The following is a 16,785-nucleotide window of genomic DNA, read 5'->3' on the forward strand; positions in this document are numbered from 1 at the left end:
GCATGGGACAAAAGACAAATCCAATTGGAAATAGACTTGGTATCATCAGAGGATGGGACTCAAACTGGTATGGTGGAAATGATTACGGCGATAAATTAGCTGAAGATCACAAAATCAGAAAGTATATCCATGCTCGTTTATCAAAAGCTAGTGTATCAAAAGTAATCATCGAGAGAACTTTGAAACTTGTAACCGTTACTATCACTACTGCTCGACCTGGTATTATTATCGGAAAAGGCGGACAAGAGGTAGACAAGTTAAAAGAAGAACTTAAGAAAGTTACTGACAAAGAGGTTCAAATTAACATCTTTGAAATTAAAAGACCTGAGCTAGATGCTTATCTTGTGGCTACAAGCATCGCTCGTCAAATCGAAAGCCGTATTTCTTACAGACGTGCAATCAAAATGGCTATTGCTGCTTCTATGCGTATGAACGCTGAAGGTATCAAAGTTTTGATTTCTGGTCGTTTAAATGGTGCTGAGATGGCGCGTTCAGAAGGTTTCAAAGAAGGTAGAATTCCTCTATCAACTTTCAGAGCTGACATTGATTATGCTTTGGCTGAAGCTCACACTACTTATGGTAGAATGGGTATCAAGGTATGGATCATGAAAGGTGAAGTTTACGGTAAGAGAGAACTTTCTCCACTTGCTGGAATGGACAAAAAACAATCTGGTACAGGTGGTGGAAAAGGTGGAGATGCTCCTAGAGGCAAATCTAACTTTAACAAAGGTGGAAAACCAGACGCTCGTAAAAGAAAGTAAATTTTTAAACTAAAGAAAAATGTTACAGCCTAAAAGAACAAAATACCGTAAGGTACAAAAAGGTAGAATGAAGGGTAACTCTCAAAGAGGGCATGAACTTTCAAATGGAATGTTTGGTATTAAATCTGTACATGAAGATGGAATGTTCTTAACATCTCGTCAAATCGAAGCTGCACGTATCGCTGCAACTCGTTACATGAAGAGAGAAGGACAATTATGGATTAAAATTTTCCCAGACAAACCTATCACTAAGAAACCTCTTGAAGTACGTATGGGTAAAGGTAAAGGAGCAGTTGAGTATTGGGCTGCTGTTGTTAAACCAGGAAGAATTATGTTTGAAGTTGGAGGGGTTCCATTATCAGTTGCAAAAGAGGCTTTGCGTCTTGCAGCTCAAAAACTTCCAGTAAAAACTAAGTTCGTCGTTGCTAGAGATTTCGAAGCATAATTTATATTTATTATGAAACAATCAGAAATAAAAGATCTTTCTGCAGCGGAGTTGCAAGAAAAGCTTAGTCAAACTAAGAAAGTATATGCTGACCTAAAAATGGCTCACGCTATTTCTCCAATTGCTAACCCACTTCAAATCAGAAGCGTTAGAAGAACAGTTGCAAGACTAGCTACAGAGTTAACTAAAAGAGAGTTACAATAATTGTATTCTGCTGAAAGATGGAAGAAAAAAGAAATTTAAGAAAAGAAAGAATAGGTGTTGTTACTTCAAATAAGATGGATAAATCTATCGTTATTTCTGAAGTAAGAAAAGTAAAACACCCATTATACGGTAAGTTCGTGTTGAAAACAAAAAAATATGTTGCACACGACGAAAAAAACGACTGTAACATTGGTGATACTGTAAGAATTAGCGAAACGCGTCCTTTAAGTAAAACAAAATGTTGGAGATTAGTTGAAATCTTAGAAAGAGCTAAATAATTATGGTACAACAAGAATCAAGACTAAAAGTAGCAGATAACACGGGAGCTAAAGAAGTTTTAACTATTCGTGTTTTAGGAGGTACTAAAAGAAGATATGCCTCTGTTGGTGACAAAATTGTAGTTTCTATCAAAGATGCAACTCCAAACGGAAACGTGAAAAAAGGAGCTGTTTCAACTGCAGTTGTTGTGCGTACTAAAAAAGAAGTGAGAAGAGCTGATGGTTCTTATATCCGTTTCGATGACAATGCATGTGTTCTTTTGAATGCTGCAGGGGAAATGAGAGGAACTCGTGTTTTTGGTCCGGTAGCAAGAGAACTTCGTGAAAAACAATTCATGAAAATTGTATCATTAGCACCAGAAGTGCTTTAATTCGTTTTAAGATGATAAAGCTAAAAATAAAATCAGGAGATATCGTAAGAGTTATTGCTGGAGACCATAAAGGTGCTGAAGGTAAAGTTTTACGTGTTTACCGTGAAAAAAACAAAGCGATAGTTGAAGGTGTTAACTTGGTTTCAAAACACACTAAACCAAGTGCTAAAAACCCTCAAGGTGGTATCGTTAAGAAAGAGGCTTCTATTCAAATTTCTAACATTGCTTTAATTGATCCTAAAACTAAGGAAACAACTAGAGTAGGTATTAGAGTAGAAGGAGATAAGAAAGTAAGATTTTCAAAAAAATCTAATCAAGTACTATAGTAATGGCATATACACCTAGACTAAAAGAAGAATATAAGAGTAGAGTAATCTCTGCTCTTAAAGAAGAGTTCGGATATACAAACGTAATGCAAGTTCCTAAACTTGAAAAAATCGTTTTGAGCCGTGGAGTTGGTGCAGCTGTATCTGATAAAAAACTTATTGACTATGCAGTTGATGAGTTGACAAAGATCACTGGACAAAAAGCAGTATCTACAATTTCTAAGAAAGACGTTGCGTCTTTCAAATTAAGAAAAGGGATGCCTATTGGAGCAAAAGTAACTTTACGTGGAGAAAGAATGTATGAGTTTTTAGATAGACTTATTACTTCTGCTTTACCACGTGTTAGAGATTTCAATGGTATTAAAGCTACTGGTTTTGACGGAAGAGGTAACTACAATCTTGGAGTTTTAGAGCAAATCATTTTCCCAGAAATTGATATTGACAAAGTAAACAAAATTTCAGGAATGGATATTACATTTGTTACTACTGCAAAAACAGACAAGGAAGCGAAGTCATTATTGGCTGAATTAGGATTACCTTTTAAAAAGAATTAAGACATGGCTAAAGAATCAATGAAAGCCCGCGAGGTGAAAAGAGAGAAAACGGTAGCTAAGTATGCTGAAAAGAGAAAAGCTTTATTAGAAGCTGGAGACTATGAAGGTTTACAAAGATTACCAAAAAACGCTTCACCTGTTCGTTTGCATAACCGTTGTAAATTGACTGGAAGACCAAGAGGTTACATCCGTCAATTCGGTATTTCACGTGTAACTTTCCGTGAAATGGCTAACAATGGATTAATTCCAGGTGTGAAAAAAGCAAGCTGGTAATTTAAAAAAGTTTATAAATTGATTAAAGGTTCAGGAAGCGGGGTGCTTCCTGAAAACCATAATCGCAATCAAATACATATGTATACAGATCCTATTGCAGATTATTTGACTAGAGTTCGTAACGCTGTGGCTGCAAACCACAAAGTTGTTGAAATTCCAGCTTCTAATCTTAAAAAAGAGATAACTAAGATCTTATTTGATCAAGGTTACATCTTAAGTTACAAATTTGAGCAGAACACAGTTCAAGGTTCTATCAAAATTGCTTTAAAGTATGATAAAGATACTAAAGAGCCTGTAATTAAAGATATCCAAAGAATTAGTAAACCTGGTTTACGTAAATATGCAGGTGCTGCCAAATTACCAAGAATCCTTAATGGATTAGGAATTGCTATCGTTTCTACATCAAAAGGTTTGATGACTGGAAAACAAGCGAAGCAATTAAATGTAGGTGGTGAAGTAATTTGTTACGTATACTAATTTTTAAAGACTAAATAAGATGTCAAGAATAGGTAAAAGTCCAATTGTAATCCCTGCTGGTGTAACTGTTGAAGTTAACGAAGGTGTTGTTACAGTAAAAGGAAAGAAAGGTCAACTAACTCAGGAGTTCTCGGACGTAACTGTAAAAGTTGAAGGCGATCAGATTTCAGTTGAAAGATCGTCTGATTATAAAGACCAAAGAGCAAAACACGGATTATACAGAGCTTTAATCAATAACATGATTGTAGGTGTATCTGAAGGTTTTACAAAAGAACTTGAATTAGTTGGAGTTGGTTATAGAGCTTCAAACCAAGGTCAAAAATTAGATTTAGCTCTTGGATATTCTCACAATATTGTTTTAGAAATTGCTCCAGAAGTATCTTTAGAAACAATATCTGAAAAAGGTAAGAACCCTATCGTAAAATTAACATCATTTGATAAACAACTTTTAGGTCAAGTTGCTGCGAAAATCAGAAGTTTCCGTAAGCCTGAGCCATACAAAGGAAAAGGTGTTAAATTTGTGGGTGAAGTATTAAGAAGAAAAGCAGGTAAATCAGCTTAAAATATAAGATTATGTCATTAACAAAATCTGAAAGAAGACAGAGAATTAAATTCAGAATTAGAAAATCGGTTAGTGGTACTGCTGCAAGACCTAGACTTTCTGTTTTTAGAAGTAATAAAGAAATTTACGCTCAAATTATTGATGATGTAAATGGAGTTACTATCTTAGCTGCATCTTCTAGAGAAAAAGAAATAGGAAAAGGTACTAACGTTGAAGTAGCTGCTGCTGTTGGAAAACTAGTTGCAGAGAAAGCGTTAAAAGCTGGGATTGATACCATCACTTTTGATAGAGGTGGATATTTATATCACGGTCGTATTAAATCATTAGCAGAAGGCGCAAGAGCCGCTGGACTTAAATTCTAATATATTATGTCTAAATACAAAAATGTAGAATTGGTAAAACCTAGTGGTCTTGAATTAAAAGATCGTCTAGTTAGTGTTAATCGTGTTACTAAAGTTACAAAAGGAGGTAGGGCTTTTGGTTTTTCTGCTATTGTAGTTGTAGGTGATGAAAATGGAGTAGTTGGTCACGGATTAGGAAAATCTAAAGACGTTTCTGAAGCAATTGCGAAAGCAGTAGAAGATGCTAAGAAAAACTTAGTTAGAATTCCTTTAAATGGACAATCTGTTCCTCACGAACAAAAAGGTAAATTTGGTGGTGCACGTGTATTCTTAATTCCAGCATCTCATGGTACTGGAGTTATTGCTGGTGGAGCTGTTCGTTCAGTTCTTGAGTCAGTAGGTATTCACGATGTATTGTCTAAATCTCAAGGATCATCAAATCCACATAACGTAGTAAAAGCAACTTTTGATGCTTTATTGCAAATGAGAAGCGCTCACACTGTTGCAAAACAAAGAGGGGTTTCTTTAGAGAAAGTTTTTAAAGGTTAATTCAAGGAAATTATGGCTAAATTATTAGTAAAACAAGTAAGAAGCAAAATCAACTGTCCTCTTTCTCAAAAGAGAGGGTTGGAGGCTTTAGGTCTACGCAAAATTGGACAAGTTGTGGAGCATGAGTCAAATCCTGCTATCCTTGGGATGATAAACAAAGTTAAACACTTAGTTTCTGTTGAAGAAGCTAAATAACAAATACTGTTATGAATTTAAGTAACTTACAACCTGCTGAAGGATCTACACACAATCAAAATAAAAGATTAGGTAGAGGAGAAGGTTCTGGAAAAGGTGGTACTGCTGCACGTGGACACAAAGGAGCAAAATCTCGTTCTGGTTATTCTAAAAAGATTGGTTTTGAAGGGGGACAAATGCCACTTCAAAGACGTGTACCTAAGTTTGGTTTCAAAAACATCAATCGTAAAGAATACGAAGGTGTTAATTTAGATACTCTTCAATTATTAGTTGATAACGGTGTAATTACTGATTCTGTTTCAATGGCAGATTTCGTAGCAAATCGTCTAGCTTCTAAAAATGAAATCGTTAAGATTTTAGGTAGAGGAGAATTGAAAGCAAAATTAAAAGTAACTGCCCACAAATTTACTGCTACTGCAAAAGCTGCTATTGAAGCTGCTGGTGGAGAAGCTGTAACTATATAACTTATCTATTAAGATGAAGAAATTTATTGAATCAATAAGTAATGTTTGGAAAATCGAAGAACTAAAGAATAGAATCTTAATTACTTTAGGATTACTTTTAGTATATCGTTTTGGAGCACACGTTACGCTTCCTGGAATTGACGCAACGCAATTGACTGGTTTAGCGGGACAAACTAAAAATGGTCTAGGATCTATTCTAGACATGTTCACCGGGGGTGCTTTCTCTAAAGCTTCAGTTTTTGCTTTAGGTATCATGCCTTATATTTCTGCGTCTATTGTTGTTCAGTTGATGGGGATTGCGATTCCATATTTACAAAAACTTCAAAATGATGGGGAAAGTGGTAGAAAAAAGATTAATCAAATCACTCGTTGGTTGACAATCGCTATCACATTGGTTCAAGGTCCAACTTATATCTATAATTTATACAGAACATTGCCTAGTAATGCATTTTTGCTAGGCTTTAATTCACCTGAATTTTTGTTCTCGTCAGTTATTATCTTAGTTACTGGTACAATTTTTGCTATGTGGCTTGGAGAAAAAATTACAGATAAAGGTATTGGAAATGGTATTTCATTGTTAATTATGGTTGGTATTTTAGCTCGTTTACCACAAGCTTTTATCCAAGAGTTTACAACTCGTGTTACCAATAACAATGGAGGTCCAATGTTATTAGTTATTGAAATTATTGTGTGGCTGTTAGTTATCATTTCTTGTGTATTGCTTACAATGGCAGTACGTAAAATCCCAGTACAGTATGCTCGTCGTACTACAACTGGAGATTACGAACAAGATTTGGCAGGAGGTAATAGACAATGGATTCCTCTAAAGCTTAATGCTTCTGGAGTTATGCCAATAATTTTTGCTCAGGCAATTATGTTTATCCCTGCAGCTGTGGCTGGATTGTCTAAATCAGATACATCACAATCTATTGTTGGTGCATTTAGTAATATGTTTGGTTTCTGGTATAATTTTGTTTTTGCAACTTTAATTATTGTATTTACATTCTTTTATACTGCAATCACCGTTCCTACTAACAAAATGGCTGATGATTTAAAAAGAAGCGGTGGTTTTATCCCAGGCGTACGTCCAGGAGCAGAAACTTCTGATTTCCTTGATAAAGTGATGTCTTTAATAACTTTCCCAGGATCTTTATTCCTTGCTTTGATTGCTGTGTTCCCAGCTATTGTTGTAAGTATTATGGATGTACAACAATCTTGGGCAATGTTTTTTGGAGGTACCTCATTAATAATTATGGTTGGTGTTGCAATAGATACTATTCAACAGATCAATTCATACTTGTTAAACAAACATTATGATGGTTTAATGAAGACTGGTAAAAATAGAAAAGCAGTAGCTTAATATATTTATGGCAAAACAATCAGCAATAGAACAAGACGGATCAATTATAGAAGCATTGTCAAATGCTATGTTCCGTGTAGAGTTAGAAAATGGACATATTGTAATTGCTCATATTTCTGGTAAAATGCGAATGCATTACATCAAATTATTACCTGGTGATAAAGTGAAACTAGAAATGAGTCCTTACGATTTGTCAAAAGCAAGAATTACTTATCGATATTAAAGGATATTCACTATGAAAGTTAGAGCATCAGTAAAAAAGAGAAGTGCCGAGTGCATTATCGTGCGTAGAAAAGGGAGACTGTACGTAATAAACAAAAAGAATCCTAGATTTAAACAAAGACAAGGATAATTATGGCAAGAATAGCAGGGGTAGATATCCCAAAAAACAAAAGAGGTGTTATTGCACTTACCTATATCTTCGGATTAGGAAAAAGTAGAGCTATTGAGATTTTAGAAAAAGCTCAAGTTAGCCAAGATAAAAAAGTTCAAGATTGGAATGATGATGAAATCGGAGCAATTCGTGAAGCTGTTTCATTTTACAAAATTGAAGGAGAATTACGTTCTGAAATTTCTTTAAACATTAAACGTTTAATGGATATTGGATGTTACAGAGGAATTCGTCACAGATCTGGTCTTCCATTAAGAGGACAAAGAACTAAAAACAACTCAAGAACAAGAAAAGGTAAAAGAAAAACTGTTGCTAACAAGAAAAAAGCAACTAAATAATAAGTAATATGGCTAAAGCAACTGCAAAAAAACGTAAAGTTATCGTTGAATCAACGGGTGAGGCTCATATTTCTGCCACTTTTAATAACATTATTATTTCTTTGACTAATAAGAAAGGTGAAGTTATCTCTTGGTCTTCAGCTGGTAAAATGGGTTTCAGAGGTTCAAAAAAGAACACTCCTTATGCAGCTCAAATGGCAGCAGAAGATTGCACTAAAGTAGCACTTGAGGCAGGACTTAAAAAAGTAAAAGTTTATGTAAAAGGACCAGGTAACGGACGTGAGTCTGCTATCCGTTCTATTCATAACGGTGGAATTGAAGTTACTGAAATTATTGATGTTACTCCAATGCCACACAACGGATGTCGTCCTCCAAAAAGACGTAGAGTTTAATTTTTTATTTTTATAGTATAATCAAGGTAGAACATAAATTATCGAAGGATTAGACCTGAATTCATAATTTCTACCTTAAAATTTTTTTTAAAATGGCAAGATATACTGGTCCTAAAACCAAAATCGCTCGTAAATTTGGCGAGGCAATCTTCGGAGATGATAAATCTTTCGAAAAAAGAAATTACCCACCTGGACAACACGGGATGGCTAAAAAAAGAGGAAAAAAATCTGAGTACGCTGTTCAGTTAATGGAAAAGCAAAAAGCTAAATATTCTTACGGAATTTTAGAAAAACAATTCAGAAATTTATTCGAAAAAGCATCAGCGACTAAAGGAGTAACTGGTGAAGTTCTATTACAATTATGCGAAGCAAGATTAGATAATGTTGTTTTTAGAATGGGAATTGCTCCATCTAGAAGAGGTGCGCGTCAAATCGTTTCTCACAGACACATTACTGTAAATGGAGAGGTAGTTAATATTCCTTCTTACCACCTTAAGCCTGGTGATAAAGTTGCAGTTCGTGAAAAATCTAAATCTTTAGAAGCTATCGAACGTTCTTTATCAAATTCAAGTCATGTTTATGAATGGATTACTTGGAACAATGATCTTAAAGAAGGAACTTTCGTTTCTGTACCTGCAAGACTTCAAATTCCAGAAAACATTAAAGAACAATTAATCGTAGAGTTGTACAACAAATAATAATTGACTTAGTCGAAATTTATGGCAATATTTAATTTTCAAAAGCCCGATAAAGTTATCATGATCGATTCAACCGATTTTGAAGGTAAATTTGAATTTAGACCTTTGGAACCTGGTTACGGATTGACAGTTGGTAATGCACTTAGAAGAGTTTTGCTTTCAGCATTAGAAGGTTATGCAATTACATCTGTTCGTATCGAAGGTGTAGATCATGAGTTTTCTACTATTTCAGGTGTTGTTGAAGATGTTACCGAAATTATCCTTAATCTAAAACAAGTACGTTTCAAACGTCAGATCGAAGATATCGATAATGAATCAGTTACTATTTCTGTTTCTGGTAAAGATCAATTAACAGCAGGTGATTTTCAGAAATTTATTTCAGGTTTCCAAGTTCTAAATCCAGACCTTGTTATCTGTAACTTAGATTCTAAAATCAAATTGAATTTCGATTTAACTATCGAAAAAGGTAGAGGATACGTGCCTGCTGAAGAGAACAAAAAACAGAATGCTGCAATTGGAACGATTTTTACAGATTCTATTTTTACTCCGGTAAAAAATGTAAAATATGCAATCGAAAATTTCCGTGTAGAGCAAAAAACAGATTACGAAAAATTAGTTTTTGAAATCAAAACTGATGGATCTATCAATCCTAAAGATGCTCTTACTGAAGCTGCTAAAGTTTTAATTCACCATTTCATGTTATTCTCTGACGAAAGAATTACACTTGAGGCTGACGAAATTGCACAAACAGAATCGTATGATGAAGAGTCATTGCATATGAGACAATTGCTTAAAACTAAGCTTGTTGATATGGATTTATCTGTGAGAGCATTAAATTGCTTGAAAGCGGCTGAAGTTGATACACTTGGTGATTTAGTATCGTTCAATAAAAATGACCTAATGAAATTCCGTAATTTTGGTAAAAAATCTTTAACTGAACTTGATGAACTTGTTGCAGTGAAGAATTTAACTTTCGGAATGGATTTAGCTAAATACAAATTAGATAAAGAATAATTTACTTCATATTTTGCTCTCCATGGTGGATTGTAGCAAGATGAAGATAAAAAAAACACGTCATGAGACACGGAAAAAAATTCAACCACTTAAGCAGACAGACTGGACATAGAAAAGCTATGTTAGCTAATATGGCTTGTTCTCTTATTGAGCACAAACGTATTAACACTACTGTTGCTAAAGCTAAAGCGCTTAAACAATTTGTTGAGCCTTTAATCACAAAATCAAAAGAGGATACGACTCACAATCGTCGTATTGTTTTTGCTTACTTACGTAACAAATACGCTGTAACTGATTTGTTCAGAGATGTTGCTGCTAAAGTAGGTGACCGTCCAGGTGGATACACACGTATCATTAAAGTTGGAAATCGTTTGGGAGATAACGCTGATATGGCGATGATCGAACTTGTTGACTTCAATGAACTTTACAACGGAGGTAAAAAAGAAGTTAAAAAAGCGAAAAGCCGTCGTGGTGGTAAAGCTAAAAAAGCTGAAACTGCTGCTCCTGAAGCCCCTGCTGCTGAATCAGAAACGACTACTGAAGCTTCTGAATAATTATGAAAGTAATCATTCTATAAAGATAAAGGATAAACTAATTTTTAGTTTATCCTTTTTTTTTGATTTTTTTGAAACTGCAAAAATCTAACTTATTTAAAATGATAGGTTTTATTTTTACGAGTGAAAGTTTTAAAAAATCTTGGAAGGGCTATTTTAAAGAAGTAAATTTGCAAAATTCTAATTACACTTAAAACCTTGATTAGGTTTTATAACTTGATTAAAAAAACAATACAAATTAAATAATGAAATACACAACACGACAAAGCGCCATTTTATTACTAAGTGATGGAACAATTTTTCACGGAAAGTCTATCGGTATTAGCGGTAAAACTTTTGGTGAAGTTTGTTTTAATACTGGAATGACAGGATATCAAGAGATTTTTACAGATCCTTCGTATTTTGGTCAAATTATGGTTACTACTAATCCGCATATCGGGAATTACGGTATAAATGATTTAGAAGTTGAATCAGACAGCGTGAAAATTGCTGGTTTAGTTTGTAAAAACTTTAGTTTTAATTATTCTAGGGAAGGTGCTTCAGGAAGTCTGGAGGATTATTTTACAAAACAAAATCTTATTTGTATTTCTGATGTTGATACTCGCGCTCTTGTAAGTTACATTCGCGATAATGGTGCAATGAATGCTGTTATTTGTACAGATGGAACTTCAATTGAAGATCTTAAAAAAGAATTAGCAAATGTTCCAAATATGGAAGGTCTTGAGCTGGCATCAAAAGTGTCTACGAAAGAACCTTATTTTGTTGGAGATGAAAATGCTACATATAAAATATCAGCGCTTGATTTGGGAATTAAAAAGAATATTCTAAGAAACTTTGCAAAGAGAGATTGTTATATTAAGGTTTTTCCTTATGACACAACTTATGAAGAATTAAGCGCATTTAATCCAGATGGTTATTTCTTGTCAAATGGACCCGGTGACCCAGATCCTTTACATGGAGTAATAGATGTTGCTAAAAAAATTATTGCAGATGATAAGCCTTTGTTTGGAATTTGTTTAGGACATCAGATTATTGCCTTAGCCAATGGGGTTCAGACTTACAAAATGTTTGGCGGACACCGAGGTATTAATCATCCTGTAAAAAATCTTCTTACTGGTAAAGGAGAGATTACTTCTCAAAATCATGGATTTGCTGTAAAAAGGGAAGCTTTAGAAGGTCATCCAGAATTAGAGCTTACACATATACACCTAAATGATGATACTGTTGCTGGAATGAGAATGAAAAATAAGAATTGTTTTTCAGTCCAATATCACCCAGAAGCTAGTCCAGGACCACATGATTCTTCTTATTTATTTGATCAATTTGTGGAGAATATTAAAACTAGCAAAGTCTAAAACGATGTAGTTAATAAATAAACGGGTTTAATGAGTAAAGCTCGTTTATAGTATTAAATATTTTTATAATTTCGAAAAAAAAATATAATTTATTAATAAAAAACAAAAATAATGAGTATTATAATTAAAGTTCACGCAAGACAAATTCTTGATTCTAGAGGTAATCCTACTATTGAAGTTGATGTAGTAACTGAAAATGGAGTTTTAGGTAGAGCTGCTGTTCCATCTGGAGCATCAACTGGAGAGCACGAAGCTGTTGAATTACGTGATGGAGGTAAAGCTTATCTGGGTAAAGGTGTTTTGAATGCAGTGAATAATGTAAATACTATTATTGCTGAAGAATTAGTTGGAACTTCTGTTTTCGAACAAAACACAATTGACCAATTAATGATTGATTTAGATGGTACTCCAAACAAATCTAAATTAGGTGCAAACGCTATTTTAGGTGTTTCTTTAGCTGCTGCAAAAGCTGCTGCTAACGAGCTTGGATTGCCGTTATACAGATACGTAGGTGGTGTTTCTGCTAATACATTACCAGTTCCAATGATGAACATCATCAACGGAGGTTCTCACTCTGATGCGCCGATCGCATTCCAAGAGTTTATGATTTTCCCAGTAAAAGCAACCTCTTTTACACATGCTATGCAAATGGGAACTGAAATTTTCCACAACTTGAAAAAAGTATTACACGACAGAGGTTTAAGTACTGCAGTAGGTGACGAAGGTGGTTTTGCTCCAAATTTGGCTGGAGGAACTGAAGATGCTTTAGATACTATTAAACTTGCAGTTGAAAAAGCAGGATATTCTTTCGGTGACGAAATTATGATTGCTCTTGACTGTGCTGCTTCTGAGTTTTATGTAAATGGTAAATACGATTACACTAAATTTGAAGGTGAAACTGGAAAAATCAGAACTTCTGCTGAACAAGCTGAATACTTAGCTGAACTTGCTGCTAAATATCCAATTATCTCTATCGAAGACGGTATGTACGAAGATGACTGGGATGGATGGAAAGCTTTAACTGAAAAGATTGGAGATAAAGTACAGTTAGTAGGTGATGATTTATTCGTTACTAATGTTGCTCGTTTATCAACTGGTATTGAAAAAGGAATTGCAAACTCAATTTTAGTAAAAGTAAACCAAATTGGTACTTTAACTGAAACAATTGCTGCTGTAAACATGGCGAAAAACGCTGGATATACATCTGTAATGTCTCACCGTTCTGGAGAAACTGAAGATAATACAATTGCAGACTTAGCGGTAGCTTTAAACTGTGGTCAAATTAAAACAGGTTCTGCTTCTCGTTCAGATCGTATGGCTAAATACAACCAATTATTGAGAATTGAAGAAGAACTAGGAAGTACAGCTTATTTCCCTGGTTTAAACGCCTTTAAAATCAAATAATTTTACAAATTATATATTGGAAAAAACCATCCGCAGCGGCGGATGGTTTTTTTTTGGACTTTTAACAAATTCATAGCAGTATTCTTTTTTTAATTAGTCTTAAATTCATTAGATTTGATAAATTATTATTTAAAGAATTATTTCCAGTATATTATGTCAAAAATAGCTACATTAGAAATAGATGGTAAAAAGGTTGAGCTTCCAGTAATCACAGGGAGTGAAAACGAATCAGCTATCGATATTAACAAATTACGTGATTTAACAGGTTATATTACACTAGATCCAGGTTATAAGAATTCAGGATCTTGTACAAGTGAAATCACTTTCCTAGATGGAGAAGAAGGAATTTTACGTTACAGAGGATATTCTATCGAAGATCTTGCTGAAAAAGCAAGCTTCCTAGAGGTTTCATATCTTTTGATTTTTGGTGAATTACCTACGGCTGCACAATTAGAAGATTTTGAAAATGGTATTAAAAAACACTCTTTGGTAAACGAAGAGATGAAAAATATTATTGACGGTTTCCCTAAAACAGCTCATCCAATGGGAGTGTTATCAGCTTTAACAAGCGCTTTAACAGCTTTTAATCCTAAAGCAGTTAACGTTGATAACGAAAAAGAAATGTACGAAGCTATTTGTAAAACAATGGCAAAATTTTTAGTGATCGCCACATGGACTTATAGAAAATCTATGGGCTATCCTTTAAATTACTATGATAACACAAAAGGTTATGTAGAAAGCTTCATGCAATTAATGTTTAAATTGCCTACAGGACCTTACACTGCAAATCCAGTAATCGTAAATGCTTTAGATAAGTTATTTATTCTACATGCTGATCATGAACAAAATTGTTCTACTTCTACAGTTAGAATGGTAGGTTCTTCTCATGCTGGTTTATTCGCTTCAGTTTCTGCAGGAGTTTCTGCACTTTGGGGGCCTCTTCATGGAGGCGCAAACCAAGCTGTTCTTGAAATGTTAGAAGAAATAAACAAAGATGGTGGAGATACAGAAAAGTTTTTAGCGAAAGCAAAAGATAAAAATGATCCATTCCGTTTAATGGGATTCGGTCACAGAGTTTACAAAAACTTTGATCCAAGAGCTAAAATCATCAAAAAAGCAGCGACAGAAGTATTGGAAACATTAGGTGTTGAAGACCCGATTTTAGATATTGCTAGAAAATTAGAAAAAGCTGCTCTTGAAGATGAATACTTCAAGTCAAGAAACTTATATCCAAACGTTGACTTCTATTCTGGAATTATCTACAGAGCTTTAGGAATTCCAACAGATATGTTTACTGTAATGTTTGCAATTGGAAGATTGCCTGGCTGGATTGCACAATGGAAAGAAATGCGTGAAAATAAAGAGCCAATCGGAAGACCAAGACAAATTTATACAGGGCATCCTTTAAGAGAATTTAAGTCTAATAAATAAAAAACGAAAGCTTCACTTTACTGTGAAGCTTTTTTTATATTTGCTCAAAATATAATAAAGTTATGTTGCAATTAAATGTAAAGAACGAAACGTCTCGGCTTCGTGCTGTAGTTCTGGGTTCTGCTGTTCATAATGGTCCAACTCCAACTATAGAAGAGGCTTATGACCCTAAATCATTGGAACATATTAAGGCAGGAACTTATCCTGTAGAAAAAGATATGGTTGCTGAAATGGAGGCTTTTAATGCTGTTTTTCAGAAATATGATGTAACTGTTTATCGTCCAGAAATGATTGAAAATTACAATCAGATTTTTGCCCGTGATATTGGATTTGTAATTGACGATGTTTTTGTAAAATCTAATATTCTGCCAGATAGAGAACGCGAATTGGATGCTATTCAATATGTAATTGATCAGATTGATCCGTTAAAAGTAGTTCGTCCTCCAGAAGAAGTTCATATAGAAGGTGGAGATGTTATGCTTTGGAATGATCATATTTTTATAGGAACTTATAAGGGAAGCGATTATAAAGATTACATTACCGCAAGAACCAATATGCATGGTGTAAATTATATTAAATCTCTGTTCCCTAATAAGATTGTAAAGGAATTTGATTTAGTAAAATCAAAATTAGAAGCAAGAGATAATGCATTGCATTTAGACTGCTGTTTTCAGCCAGTAGGAAAAGATAAAGGGATAATCTATAAAAGAGGTTTTAGAGAAGAAGCAGATTATCTTTATCTAGTGAAGCTTTTCGGAAAAGAAAATCTATTTCATATTGAGAGAAACGAAATGTATAATATGTTCTCAAACGTATTTTCGATCGATGAAAATATTGTTGTTTCTGAGAAGAATTTTACGAGATTGAACAACTGGCTTCGTGAAAATGGCTTTACTGTTGAAGAAATTCCGTATGCCGAAATTTCAAAACAAGAAGGTTTGTTAAGATGTTCAACTTTGCCATTAATTAGGGATTAAATAATTGTTTCAAGTTTCAAGTTTCAAGTTTTTCCAGAATTTGACACCTGAAATTTAAAACAAAAAAACATAAAAAATGAAACAAACTACTAATGCTATCGTGATGATTAGGCCAGTTGCATTCAGAATGAATGAACAGACGGCGGTGAATAATTATTATCAAAAAGTATTGGATGGGCTTTTGCCTAGCACAGTTAATGCTAAAGCGCAGCAGGAATTTGATGCTTTTGTAGAAAAGCTAAGAGCGGTTGGTGTTGATGTAACTGTTATTGATGACAATTTAGAGACTGATACTCCAGATAGTATTTTTCCAAACAATTGGGTTTCATTTCATGAAAATGGAGATGTAGCTCTTTATCCAATGTTTGCTGAAAATCGTCGTCAAGAACGTCGAGAAGATATTTTAGATACTTTGGAAGAAAAAGGATTTGAAATTTCTAATATCATGGATTATACTTCTGCAGAAGAAGATGGTATTTTCTTAGAAGGGACAGGGAGCTTATTATTAGACAGAGCAAACGGAAAAGCGTATTGCGCATTATCTCCAAGAGCCGATGAAGAATTGTTTATAGAATTCTGTGAAGATTTTGATTATGCTCCTGTAATTTTTGAAGCTTTTCAAACTGTTGATGGTGAGCGTAAACTGATTTATCACACTAACGTGATGATGTGTTTGGGCGAAACTTTTGCAGTTATTTGCGCAGATTCTATTGATGATAAAAAAGAACGCAAAATGGTTTTGGATAATCTAAAAGAAGATAAGAAAGAGATTATTTTAATTACAGAAGATCAGGTAAATAATTTTGCAGGAAATATGCTTGAAGTTCGTGGAAAAGATGATAAGAGATATATTGTAATGAGTGCTTCTGCACATCAAAGCTTGACTCCAAAACAAATTGCCCAATTAGAAAATCATGCAGAAATTTTAAGTTCAAGTTTAGATACAATCGAAGCTTGTGGAGGAGGAAGTGCCAGATGTATGATGGCAGAAGTCTTTTTGCCAAGAAATTAAAAATATAGCCTCTAAGAAAAAGGGATGAGATTTATTGAAAATCTCATCCCTTTTTCTTT

The 16,785-nt window shown here is 34.1% G+C and carries 27 protein-coding genes; all 27 read left to right on the top strand.

Annotated elements, in window-relative coordinates; all coding sequences use genetic code 11:
* Positions 1-2 precede the first annotated feature (2 nt).
* The 27 genes from rpsC (at position 3) to ctlX (ending at position 16,726) form a co-directional block, all read left to right on the top strand.
* A complete protein-coding gene (gene rpsC, locus BLP44_RS16200; RefSeq protein WP_008464292.1) occupies positions 3-761 on the top strand; it encodes a 30S ribosomal protein S3 in 759 nt (252 codons plus the stop codon).
* A gap of 19 nt (positions 762-780) precedes the next feature.
* Entirely contained in the window at positions 781-1,206 is a 426-nt protein-coding gene (gene rplP / locus BLP44_RS16205; protein WP_008464295.1) for a 50S ribosomal protein L16, read from the top strand.
* A 12-nt stretch (positions 1,207-1,218) separates the two neighbouring features.
* Complete coding sequence (gene rpmC, locus BLP44_RS16210) at positions 1,219-1,410, top strand: 50S ribosomal protein L29 (RefSeq protein WP_008464297.1); 192 nt, start codon at positions 1,219-1,221, stop codon at positions 1,408-1,410.
* 17 nt (positions 1,411-1,427) lie between these two features.
* The gene (gene rpsQ, locus BLP44_RS16215) at positions 1,428-1,688 is read left to right on the top strand and encodes a 30S ribosomal protein S17 (RefSeq protein WP_008464298.1); all 261 of its coding nucleotides are present in this window, start codon (positions 1,428-1,430) and stop codon (positions 1,686-1,688) included.
* A 2-nt stretch (positions 1,689-1,690) separates the two neighbouring features.
* A complete protein-coding gene (rplN, locus tag BLP44_RS16220) occupies positions 1,691-2,059 on the top strand; it encodes a 50S ribosomal protein L14 (protein ID WP_007803649.1) in 369 nt (122 codons plus the stop codon).
* Between the two features lie 11 nt (positions 2,060-2,070).
* Positions 2,071-2,385, top strand: a complete 315-nt coding sequence (gene rplX / locus BLP44_RS16225) for a 50S ribosomal protein L24 (protein ID WP_008464300.1) — start codon at positions 2,071-2,073, stop codon at positions 2,383-2,385.
* Positions 2,386-2,387: 2 nt separating this feature from the next.
* On the top strand, positions 2,388-2,939 hold the full coding sequence (rplE, locus tag BLP44_RS16230; protein WP_008464302.1) for a 50S ribosomal protein L5: 552 nt from the start codon (positions 2,388-2,390) through the stop codon (positions 2,937-2,939).
* A gap of 3 nt (positions 2,940-2,942) precedes the next feature.
* Complete coding sequence (gene rpsN / locus BLP44_RS16235; protein ID WP_008464305.1) at positions 2,943-3,212, top strand: 30S ribosomal protein S14; 270 nt, start codon at positions 2,943-2,945, stop codon at positions 3,210-3,212.
* A gap of 78 nt (positions 3,213-3,290) precedes the next feature.
* A complete protein-coding gene (rpsH, locus tag BLP44_RS16240) occupies positions 3,291-3,689 on the top strand; it encodes a 30S ribosomal protein S8 (protein ID WP_008464306.1) in 399 nt (132 codons plus the stop codon).
* 19 nt (positions 3,690-3,708) lie between these two features.
* Positions 3,709-4,251 carry a 50S ribosomal protein L6 gene (gene rplF, locus BLP44_RS16245; protein ID WP_008464308.1) on the top strand — a complete coding sequence of 181 codons (543 nt, stop codon included), beginning with the start codon at positions 3,709-3,711 and terminating at the stop codon, positions 4,249-4,251.
* Between the two features lie 11 nt (positions 4,252-4,262).
* Positions 4,263-4,613, top strand: a complete 351-nt coding sequence (gene rplR / locus BLP44_RS16250) for a 50S ribosomal protein L18 (protein ID WP_008464310.1) — start codon at positions 4,263-4,265, stop codon at positions 4,611-4,613.
* A 3-nt stretch (positions 4,614-4,616) separates the two neighbouring features.
* Complete coding sequence (gene rpsE, locus BLP44_RS16255; protein ID WP_085949269.1) at positions 4,617-5,141, top strand: 30S ribosomal protein S5; 525 nt, start codon at positions 4,617-4,619, stop codon at positions 5,139-5,141.
* Positions 5,142-5,153: 12 nt separating this feature from the next.
* The gene (gene rpmD / locus BLP44_RS16260; protein ID WP_008464315.1) at positions 5,154-5,336 is read left to right on the top strand and encodes a 50S ribosomal protein L30; all 183 of its coding nucleotides are present in this window, start codon (positions 5,154-5,156) and stop codon (positions 5,334-5,336) included.
* 11 nt (positions 5,337-5,347) lie between these two features.
* On the top strand, positions 5,348-5,800 hold the full coding sequence (gene rplO, locus BLP44_RS16265; RefSeq protein ID WP_008464317.1) for a 50S ribosomal protein L15: 453 nt from the start codon (positions 5,348-5,350) through the stop codon (positions 5,798-5,800).
* Positions 5,801-5,813: 13 nt separating this feature from the next.
* Complete coding sequence (gene secY / locus BLP44_RS16270) at positions 5,814-7,160, top strand: preprotein translocase subunit SecY (protein WP_008464318.1); 1,347 nt, start codon at positions 5,814-5,816, stop codon at positions 7,158-7,160.
* Positions 7,161-7,167: 7 nt separating this feature from the next.
* Positions 7,168-7,383: a translation initiation factor IF-1 gene (gene infA / locus BLP44_RS16275; protein ID WP_007136545.1), complete on the top strand. Its 216-nt coding sequence runs from the start codon at positions 7,168-7,170 to the stop codon at positions 7,381-7,383.
* 12 nt (positions 7,384-7,395) lie between these two features.
* Positions 7,396-7,512 carry a type B 50S ribosomal protein L36 gene (gene ykgO, locus BLP44_RS16280; RefSeq protein WP_002987490.1) on the top strand — a complete coding sequence of 39 codons (117 nt, stop codon included), beginning with the start codon at positions 7,396-7,398 and terminating at the stop codon, positions 7,510-7,512.
* 2 nt (positions 7,513-7,514) lie between these two features.
* Positions 7,515-7,889: a 30S ribosomal protein S13 gene (gene rpsM / locus BLP44_RS16285; RefSeq protein WP_008464322.1), complete on the top strand. Its 375-nt coding sequence runs from the start codon at positions 7,515-7,517 to the stop codon at positions 7,887-7,889.
* A gap of 8 nt (positions 7,890-7,897) precedes the next feature.
* Positions 7,898-8,281 carry a 30S ribosomal protein S11 gene (gene rpsK / locus BLP44_RS16290; protein WP_008464324.1) on the top strand — a complete coding sequence of 128 codons (384 nt, stop codon included), beginning with the start codon at positions 7,898-7,900 and terminating at the stop codon, positions 8,279-8,281.
* A gap of 92 nt (positions 8,282-8,373) precedes the next feature.
* Entirely contained in the window at positions 8,374-8,979 is a 606-nt protein-coding gene (gene rpsD, locus BLP44_RS16295) for a 30S ribosomal protein S4 (protein WP_008464326.1), read from the top strand.
* A gap of 21 nt (positions 8,980-9,000) precedes the next feature.
* Positions 9,001-9,993, top strand: coding sequence for a DNA-directed RNA polymerase subunit alpha (locus BLP44_RS16300; RefSeq protein WP_008464329.1), 993 nt, complete (start codon positions 9,001-9,003; stop codon positions 9,991-9,993).
* 62 nt (positions 9,994-10,055) lie between these two features.
* Positions 10,056-10,547, top strand: a complete 492-nt coding sequence (gene rplQ / locus BLP44_RS16305; RefSeq protein WP_008464331.1) for a 50S ribosomal protein L17 — start codon at positions 10,056-10,058, stop codon at positions 10,545-10,547.
* Positions 10,548-10,792: 245 nt separating this feature from the next.
* A complete protein-coding gene (gene carA / locus BLP44_RS16310; RefSeq protein WP_091134514.1) occupies positions 10,793-11,902 on the top strand; it encodes a glutamine-hydrolyzing carbamoyl-phosphate synthase small subunit in 1,110 nt (369 codons plus the stop codon).
* 111 nt (positions 11,903-12,013) lie between these two features.
* Positions 12,014-13,306 carry a phosphopyruvate hydratase gene (gene eno / locus BLP44_RS16315; protein ID WP_008464336.1) on the top strand — a complete coding sequence of 431 codons (1,293 nt, stop codon included), beginning with the start codon at positions 12,014-12,016 and terminating at the stop codon, positions 13,304-13,306.
* 153 nt (positions 13,307-13,459) lie between these two features.
* Entirely contained in the window at positions 13,460-14,737 is a 1,278-nt protein-coding gene (locus BLP44_RS16320) for a citrate synthase (RefSeq protein WP_091134516.1), read from the top strand.
* A gap of 62 nt (positions 14,738-14,799) precedes the next feature.
* The gene (locus BLP44_RS16325; protein WP_008464340.1) at positions 14,800-15,714 is read left to right on the top strand and encodes a dimethylarginine dimethylaminohydrolase family protein; all 915 of its coding nucleotides are present in this window, start codon (positions 14,800-14,802) and stop codon (positions 15,712-15,714) included.
* Between the two features lie 76 nt (positions 15,715-15,790).
* Complete coding sequence (ctlX, locus tag BLP44_RS16330) at positions 15,791-16,726, top strand: citrulline utilization hydrolase CtlX (RefSeq protein ID WP_091134518.1); 936 nt, start codon at positions 15,791-15,793, stop codon at positions 16,724-16,726.
* Positions 16,727-16,785: the final 59 nt, after the last annotated feature.

Origin of the sequence: Flavobacterium anhuiense (genome assembly GCF_900101855.1) — a bacterium.
Lineage (GTDB): Bacteria > Bacteroidota > Bacteroidia > Flavobacteriales > Flavobacteriaceae > Flavobacterium > Flavobacterium anhuiense.

Bases quoted from the DNA above. Each gene is read 5' to 3' on its own strand.
- rpsC (WP_008464292.1), top strand. From the start codon at position 3: ATGGGACAAAAGACAAATCCAATTGGAAATAGACTTGGTATCATCAGA.
- rplP (WP_008464295.1), top strand. From the start codon at position 781: ATGTTACAGCCTAAAAGAACAAAATACCGTAAGGTACAAAAAGGTAGA.
- rpmC (WP_008464297.1), top strand. From the start codon at position 1,219: ATGAAACAATCAGAAATAAAAGATCTTTCTGCAGCGGAGTTGCAAGAA.
- rpsQ (WP_008464298.1), top strand. From the start codon at position 1,428: ATGGAAGAAAAAAGAAATTTAAGAAAAGAAAGAATAGGTGTTGTTACT.
- rplN (WP_007803649.1), top strand. From the start codon at position 1,691: ATGGTACAACAAGAATCAAGACTAAAAGTAGCAGATAACACGGGAGCT.
- rplX (WP_008464300.1), top strand. From the start codon at position 2,071: ATGATAAAGCTAAAAATAAAATCAGGAGATATCGTAAGAGTTATTGCT.
- rplE (WP_008464302.1), top strand. From the start codon at position 2,388: ATGGCATATACACCTAGACTAAAAGAAGAATATAAGAGTAGAGTAATC.
- rpsN (WP_008464305.1), top strand. From the start codon at position 2,943: ATGGCTAAAGAATCAATGAAAGCCCGCGAGGTGAAAAGAGAGAAAACG.
- rpsH (WP_008464306.1), top strand. From the start codon at position 3,291: ATGTATACAGATCCTATTGCAGATTATTTGACTAGAGTTCGTAACGCT.
- rplF (WP_008464308.1), top strand. From the start codon at position 3,709: ATGTCAAGAATAGGTAAAAGTCCAATTGTAATCCCTGCTGGTGTAACT.
- rplR (WP_008464310.1), top strand. From the start codon at position 4,263: ATGTCATTAACAAAATCTGAAAGAAGACAGAGAATTAAATTCAGAATT.
- rpmD (WP_008464315.1), top strand. From the start codon at position 5,154: ATGGCTAAATTATTAGTAAAACAAGTAAGAAGCAAAATCAACTGTCCT.
- rplO (WP_008464317.1), top strand. From the start codon at position 5,348: ATGAATTTAAGTAACTTACAACCTGCTGAAGGATCTACACACAATCAA.
- secY (WP_008464318.1), top strand. From the start codon at position 5,814: ATGAAGAAATTTATTGAATCAATAAGTAATGTTTGGAAAATCGAAGAA.
- infA (WP_007136545.1), top strand. From the start codon at position 7,168: ATGGCAAAACAATCAGCAATAGAACAAGACGGATCAATTATAGAAGCA.
- ykgO (WP_002987490.1), top strand. From the start codon at position 7,396: ATGAAAGTTAGAGCATCAGTAAAAAAGAGAAGTGCCGAGTGCATTATC.
- rpsM (WP_008464322.1), top strand. From the start codon at position 7,515: ATGGCAAGAATAGCAGGGGTAGATATCCCAAAAAACAAAAGAGGTGTT.
- rpsK (WP_008464324.1), top strand. From the start codon at position 7,898: ATGGCTAAAGCAACTGCAAAAAAACGTAAAGTTATCGTTGAATCAACG.
- rpsD (WP_008464326.1), top strand. From the start codon at position 8,374: ATGGCAAGATATACTGGTCCTAAAACCAAAATCGCTCGTAAATTTGGC.
- BLP44_RS16300 (WP_008464329.1), top strand. From the start codon at position 9,001: ATGGCAATATTTAATTTTCAAAAGCCCGATAAAGTTATCATGATCGAT.
- rplQ (WP_008464331.1), top strand. From the start codon at position 10,056: ATGAGACACGGAAAAAAATTCAACCACTTAAGCAGACAGACTGGACAT.
- carA (WP_091134514.1), top strand. From the start codon at position 10,793: ATGAAATACACAACACGACAAAGCGCCATTTTATTACTAAGTGATGGA.
- eno (WP_008464336.1), top strand. From the start codon at position 12,014: ATGAGTATTATAATTAAAGTTCACGCAAGACAAATTCTTGATTCTAGA.
- BLP44_RS16320 (WP_091134516.1), top strand. From the start codon at position 13,460: ATGTCAAAAATAGCTACATTAGAAATAGATGGTAAAAAGGTTGAGCTT.
- BLP44_RS16325 (WP_008464340.1), top strand. From the start codon at position 14,800: ATGTTGCAATTAAATGTAAAGAACGAAACGTCTCGGCTTCGTGCTGTA.
- ctlX (WP_091134518.1), top strand. From the start codon at position 15,791: ATGAAACAAACTACTAATGCTATCGTGATGATTAGGCCAGTTGCATTC.